This is a genomic window from Microcoleus sp. Pol8_D6, from assembly GCF_036700965.1.
Lineage (GTDB): Bacteria > Cyanobacteriota > Cyanobacteriia > Cyanobacteriales > Microcoleaceae > Microcoleus.
The window spans coordinates 133667-139666 of sequence record NZ_JAUBPW010000007.1; the positions used below are offsets into that span (position 1 = coordinate 133667).

A 6000-nucleotide genomic window follows, 5' to 3' on the forward strand; every position below is an offset into this window, starting at 1 on the left:
TTTAATCTCACATCTGTCTCATTAAAAACCAATAGCAGCACCCACCAACAAAGCTGACACTTCCTCAACTAATTAGAGGGGAGCAATGCAACTGAATCCGAGGATTATTGCAACTCCACATCGAAGTTGAAAAAAGAGGAAATCACTCGGTACATATGGCTGGGTGCTGTTGTTGTTAAAAGAGATTTTCGGCTTGTGATGTTTTTTTCAGTAGAGGCAGAGCCTCTAGATAGGCGTTACCGGGCATAGCCTGGTAACGAGTATACGAGGAGAAAAACTAGAAAATTACGGGAAAATTGTCTCGTCTTCCTTTCGCCACGCGGGATCGACAATACAAATAAATATTAGCGGCTCTCTGCCACAGTTGTAAATAAACTGCTTGGCGTTTGGCGGAATGTAAACTGCATCTCCGGCTTCCACGAATTGATTTTCGTCGTCGATGTGCATTTCCCCAACGCCGCTGAGGATGTAATAAACTTCAGAAGTTGTCAGGGAGTGCAGCGCAGAAGTTTGTCCCGGTGGCAAAGCGGCGTGGGCTAAACTGTAACGCAAATCCACAGCTTGTTTGTCTGGATGCAGTAATTCTCGCAGTTGAGTACCGTCGCCAGCAATAAACTCGTCGCAGGCATTTAGCTTTTGAATTAGCATTCTTTCGACACTCCTGAAAATCTCTTTACCACAACTTAAGTTTAATTGAAAGAGCCAGAGTTGTTAAGAAATATGTAAAGCGGCGGCCGGATTTTTTAACGGTAAGTTCCTGAATGCGATCGATAATCAGGACAGTCGATCGCATCTTCAGATAAAGCTATTGTAGGCTGAACGGGACACTTGAGGTGGTAGTCGCCGGTGAAAAATACGCAGTTAGCACAAGGGATTTGGTGCATCCGCTGAGCTCGACGCAGGGAGTCGGCGACTGTACGCCCGATACTTGAAAAGAGCAAAAAAACTAAACCCCAGGCGGAGACAAAACACAGCGGGACTAAAACAGGCTGTATTGCCTTAAGCAAAAAGTAAAGCATAGCAAGAAAATTTAGCGTTAGAAGCCACACATACATTACAGTAGTGGAATTGCCGATCGATCGACCAAAAAGTTTAGAATCCTTTACAGCTCGATCGAGAAACCGGGCAATTATGGCATGATAAGGAACAGTCCTTAAATAAAATTAGAGGAAATCAGTTATGACTCTGCGATTAGGCGATACAGTTCCCAACTTTACCCAAGCTTCGTCTGAAGGCGAAATCAATTTCTACGACTGGGCTGGGGATAGCTGGGTCGTGTTGTTTTCTCACCCGAAAGACTATACTCCAGTTTGCACCACAGAACTCGGTGCAGTGGCCCGTCTAAAGTCTGAATTTGAAAAACGGGGCGTCAAAACCATTGCCCTCAGCGTCGATGATGTGGATTCTCACATGGGCTGGATTAAAGATATTGAGGAAACTCAAAACGTCACCCTCAATTATCCAATTTTAGCAGATGGCGATCGTAAAGTCTCCGACATTTACGACATGATCCATCCCAACTCGCTGAACAACTTAACAATCCGCACAGTTTTTGTGATTGACCCGGAAAAGAAATTGCGTTTGAGCATTACTTATCCGGCGAGCACGGGTCGCAATTTTAATGAAATTTTGCGAGTAATTGATTCCTTGCAACTTACCGACAAATACAGCGTTGCGACTCCAGTTGATTGGAAAGACGGCGACGATTGCGTAATCGTACCTTCGATTACCGACCCGAAAGAGTTGGAAGAGAAATTTCCTAAAGGTTATACGCCGATTAAGCCTTATTTGCGGATGACTCCTCAGCCGAATAAATAGGTTTAACATTCCTGGACGCACAACCTAAATATTTAGGGTGCGTCTAGCGCACCTTACCTCTATAATTCGCGCCTAAAACTCGTTTGTAGTCAGGACTTTAATCCTTAATCCTAATGAGGATTTTAGTCCTCACTACAAACAAATAAATTGTGCAATCTTGTGTAAACACTTTAGATTTGAGGAAAGGCAAAATGCTGTCATCAACAATTGTGTTGCGAATACCGCCCAAATTGCAAATGACAGACGACGAGTTTTTCGAGTTCTGTCAAATCAATAGTGAATTACGCATTGAACGCAACAAATCGGGAGAATTGCTAATTATGCCTCCTACTGGTTCGGAGACGGGAAACCGAGAAGGTAATATATTTGGGCCACTGTGGGTTTGGGCAGAACAAAATGGTACGGGTTTAGCGTTTACTTCTAGTACAGGATTTACTCTGTCAACTGGTGCAGAAAAGTCCCCGGATGCTGCTTGGATAAAATTGGAAAGATGGAATGCTTTGTCACCAGAACAAAAGCAAAAGTTTGCCCCGATTTGCCCGGATTTTGTAGTAGAACTGAGGTCTGCTTGTGACAATCTCAAGCCATTGCAAGAAAAAATGCAAGAATATATGAGAGAACCCGGAGTGCAGTTAGGCTGGTTAATTGACCGCAAAAATCGCAGAGTTTATATTTACCGTCCTGGTTTGCCAGAGGAATGTTTGGAGAATCCCGCGACAGTTAGTGGCGACCCCGTTTTGCCCGGATTCATACTCAATATGAGCAAGATTTGGTAGAACTGCTAGCAATAAATATCAACTTATTGTAAAAATTAATTATAGGATACACACACGCCAAAAATATGGATATTAAAAACGGCTTTGTAGGCACAATCGGCAACACACCACTAATTCGCTTAAACAGCTTCAGCGATGAAACAGGCTGCGAAATTCTCGGCAAAGCAGAGTTTCTAAATCCCGGCGGTTCCGTTAAAGATAGGGCCGCTTTATACATCATCAAAGACGCAGAAGAAAAAGGCTTGCTGAAACCGGGTGGCACCGTTGTTGAAGGAACTGCCGGCAATACAGGCATCGGTTTAGCCCACATTTGCAACGCTAAAGGTTACAAATGTTTGATTGTGATTCCCGATAACCAATCTCAAGAAAAAATCGATGCTTTGAAAACCTTGGGCGCTGAAGTTCGGACTGTTCCCGCTGTTCCTTACAAAGACCCGAATAATTATGTCAAATTGTCGGGAAGATTGGCTGCGGAAATGGAGAATGCAGTCTGGGCAAATCAGTTTGACAATTTAGCCAATCGCCGAGCTCATTACGAGACAACTGGCCCGGAAATTTGGGAACAAACAAACGGCAAAATAGATGCTTGGGTAACAGCTACGGGTACCGGCGGCACTTTTGCCGGCGTAGGAATGTTTTTGAAAGAAAAAAATCCTGCTGTGAGAATTGTCTTGGCAGACCCGATGGGCAGCGGGCTTTACAGTTATTTCAAAACTGGGGAAATTAAGACTGAAGGTAGTTCGATTACTGAGGGAATTGGCACCACTCGCGTGACTGGAAATATGGAGAATGCCCCGGTAGACGACGCCATTCAAATTGATGATACTGAAGCTGTCCGGGTGATTTACCAACTGCTGAGGAAAGAAGGGCTGTTTATGGGCGGTTCTGTGGGGATTAATGTGGGGGCGGCGGTGGCTTTAGCGAAGCAAATGGGGCCTGGACATACGATTGTTACGGTACTCTGCGACGGCGGGGCTCGGTATCAGTCGCGTTTGTTCGATCGACAATGGTTGGCTTCCAAAGGTTTGTCACCAGATTAACCGTAGGGTGCGCTGCGGCGCACCTTAAAATTTGGACATATATCAAATCTGGGCGTATATGCGCGCACCTATTCCCATGATAAAAAAATAGCATATATGTAGCAGACTGTCAAGTAAAAAATATGAAAATCACAGAATCTTCTAGGCAAGTTCTTGTTTGCCAAAACCGCACTTGTCGCAAGCAAAATTCAGCAAAGGTACTGGCAGCTTTTCAGAAATTGTCGCCCTCAGAAGTTGAAGTTGTTGCTAGTAGTTGTTTGGGACAGTGTGGCAACGGGCCGATGGTGTTGGTGCTGCCAGAAGAGGTTTGGTACAATGGCGTTTGCCCTGAAGAAGTTGCGGCAATAATTGAGCAACATTTGCGGGGAGGAAAGCCGGTAGAGAAGATGCTTTACCGCAAGTTTCACCGACTTTCTAATTAGTCGATCGCCCGCCTTTAAAATTCTTCGGCAAACAATCGGCGGAGAATCTCGGTGACTTCGGCGGCGACTCTGGCGTCTTGTTCGATCGCTAAGCGATCGACACTGCTGGAACCGCCTACAGCTTTTTCTGCCCGCAAACTCATGGCTAAAGTTCTGACTTTTGCCGGCTTTCCCGCCGCCTTCGGCCGTTCGTCAACAAACCGCACTAAAGCCACATAAACTGTTTCTAGGGTTCCCCGGATCGAGCTCAGTCCGTAACCCAATTTTGAGATAATTACTGGAGAAGTGATAAGGCTATCCATCCCCAAAGTTTTAATTGCTACGTCCACATATCGAGCGCTGTCGTGTCCCATTGCTCTGACAATGCTTTCTAGGCTGTTCCACTGAGATGCTTTCATGCGCGATCGCTGTTCGATATGGAAGTGCCATCCTAACATGGAAATTAGCCTGGTTAAGTCATAAGCAGATACGGAATTTTTTTGTTTTGTGCTGTTTAATGCGGCACTTAGCAGCACTTGTTTTTTGGTGAGATCGAAGATTTTGGGGTTGTTGTGATAAGGATTTTCGCCGTAATCGCCGCGAAAAATTAGGTCATTATTGCCAGTAGCGCTTTTCAGCCATTGCTCTAGTCCTATGCGAGTATCGAAGCGTTTGAACATCGCGGCTAAGGAGTTTGAACTTGCTATATGTGAAGCATAGCTAATCATATCTTTTGCTACATCGTAAAAGTAAAAATCGTGTTTTAGCCCGTTTCCATCTCTAACAACGCAGTTGTCAATGTCGCAGTCGGGATATTTGCTATTTACTTGACTGACAATATTAAGGAGTGCGATAATTTTAGTTGCACTCCACTGCTCAGCATTGGTAAGTGCGTTTTTTCCCAGCCACTGCGCCTGAATTTTGCCGTCTACAAAAGTACCAATGCAAACGCAGGCTTCTTTGATGTCTTCGTGGAGAAAATTTAAAGCTTGAGAGTTAATTTGAGGTAGTTCTCCTAGGCTGGGAAAGGGGATAAGTTTGAGGGGATTATTGGGGCCGGGAATATAGCTAATTACTTTTAAGCCGTCGGGTTTCTGTTTGAGATAATCTGGATAGTTTTTAATGTGTTGTTGGTAAGGAGATTTTTCAATGCCGCGGTCTAAAAAAGCTAGTTTGTTTATGTTAGCTTTGGCATCTATTTCCATTTGGAGGTAGTTTTTGTAGATGCGCGCTCGGTCTTTGGCAAGTTCGAGGGAGGTGAGGTTCATGATAATTGTTGGCAGCTTGTTACCAATAAGTAAATCACTATACTAGGATTTACGCAAACAAACCGGGTTTCTATGTAAAATTTTGGCTTAGGAAACGAAAATTAATGAAGAAAGCGGGCGGCAGACAGTAACTGCGGCCAGGACTATATATCTGAATTCGGGCCCTACGATCAAGCTTTTTTGCCGCGTACTTGGATGCGTTTGTCAGTTTTTTGTTTCTTAATCCAAGAGAGAAATTTCTGGAGTTCAGGGTCATTTTTGAGCTTTTCCACGGTGTTGAGCTCTTGGGCGAGGTGTTTGTTGTCAAATAGAGAGTGAATCTGGCGGTGACAAGCGGAGCAAATGTCGATTGTCGGGCTGGGATCTTCGTTTTTCCGCTTGGTGTTTTGTTTGGGGATGAGGTGATGGGCGGTTAATGCTTCCATTTGTCGATCGCACAATTCGCACTGCATAATTTTCTCAATGCTGTTGGATAGGGGAATTGCTACTTTTAGTTTAGCGCGATCGGCTTTGATATCATTTCCGGTTACACTCATACATGATGTTGACTGTTGACGGTTGACTGTTGACGGTTGACAGTGAACAGCCAACAGTCAACAGTGAACCGTGAACTCGAATTTATACCACTTCTCCAAAAATATGCTACAATAGCACTTCTAGCAAAAGGACGATTGTATGAAAGTAAATTACCAAGAAA

At 44.4% G+C, this 6000-nt stretch carries 8 protein-coding genes; 4 read left to right on the forward strand and 4 right to left on the reverse strand.

Going from position 1 to position 6000, the window contains the following annotated elements:
* Nucleotides 1-285: 285 nt before the first annotated feature.
* Nucleotides 286-648, reverse strand: coding sequence for a cupin domain-containing protein (locus tag QUA10_RS05160; protein WP_333085014.1), 363 nt, complete (start codon nt 646-648; stop codon nt 286-288).
* 95 nt (nt 649-743) lie between these two features.
* On the reverse strand, nt 744-1019 hold the full coding sequence (locus QUA10_RS05165) for a hypothetical protein (RefSeq protein WP_333085015.1): 276 nt from the start codon (nt 1017-1019) through the stop codon (nt 744-746).
* 160 nt (nt 1020-1179) lie between these two features.
* Here QUA10_RS05165 and QUA10_RS05170 point away from each other — a divergent pair, with 160 nt between their 5' ends.
* The 4 genes from QUA10_RS05170 to QUA10_RS05185 all read left to right on the forward strand — a co-directional run bounded on the left by QUA10_RS05170 (nt 1180) and on the right by QUA10_RS05185 (nt 4056).
* Complete coding sequence (locus QUA10_RS05170) at nt 1180-1818, forward strand: peroxiredoxin (RefSeq protein WP_006632618.1); 639 nt, start codon at nt 1180-1182, stop codon at nt 1816-1818.
* 191 nt (nt 1819-2009) lie between these two features.
* Entirely contained in the window at nt 2010-2594 is a 585-nt protein-coding gene (locus tag QUA10_RS05175) for a Uma2 family endonuclease (RefSeq protein ID WP_333086186.1), read from the forward strand.
* Nucleotides 2595-2659: 65 nt separating this feature from the next.
* Nucleotides 2660-3634, forward strand: coding sequence for a cysteine synthase A (locus tag QUA10_RS05180; RefSeq protein ID WP_333085017.1), 975 nt, complete (start codon nt 2660-2662; stop codon nt 3632-3634).
* A 122-nt stretch (nt 3635-3756) separates the two neighbouring features.
* Nucleotides 3757-4056 (forward strand): (2Fe-2S) ferredoxin domain-containing protein, encoded by a 300-nt coding sequence (locus tag QUA10_RS05185; RefSeq protein WP_333085018.1) that lies wholly within the window; start codon nt 3757-3759, stop codon nt 4054-4056.
* A 14-nt stretch (nt 4057-4070) separates the two neighbouring features.
* On the opposite strand, the gene QUA10_RS05190 is transcribed toward QUA10_RS05185, so the two are convergent.
* Both QUA10_RS05190 and QUA10_RS05195 read right to left on the reverse strand, forming a co-directional pair.
* Nucleotides 4071-5303: a hypothetical protein gene (locus QUA10_RS05190; RefSeq protein ID WP_333085019.1), complete on the reverse strand. Its 1233-nt coding sequence runs from the start codon at nt 5301-5303 to the stop codon at nt 4071-4073.
* 170 nt (nt 5304-5473) lie between these two features.
* A complete protein-coding gene (locus QUA10_RS05195; RefSeq protein ID WP_333085020.1) occupies nt 5474-5839 on the reverse strand; it encodes an HNH endonuclease in 366 nt (121 codons plus the stop codon).
* Nucleotides 5840-6000 lie beyond the last annotated feature (161 nt).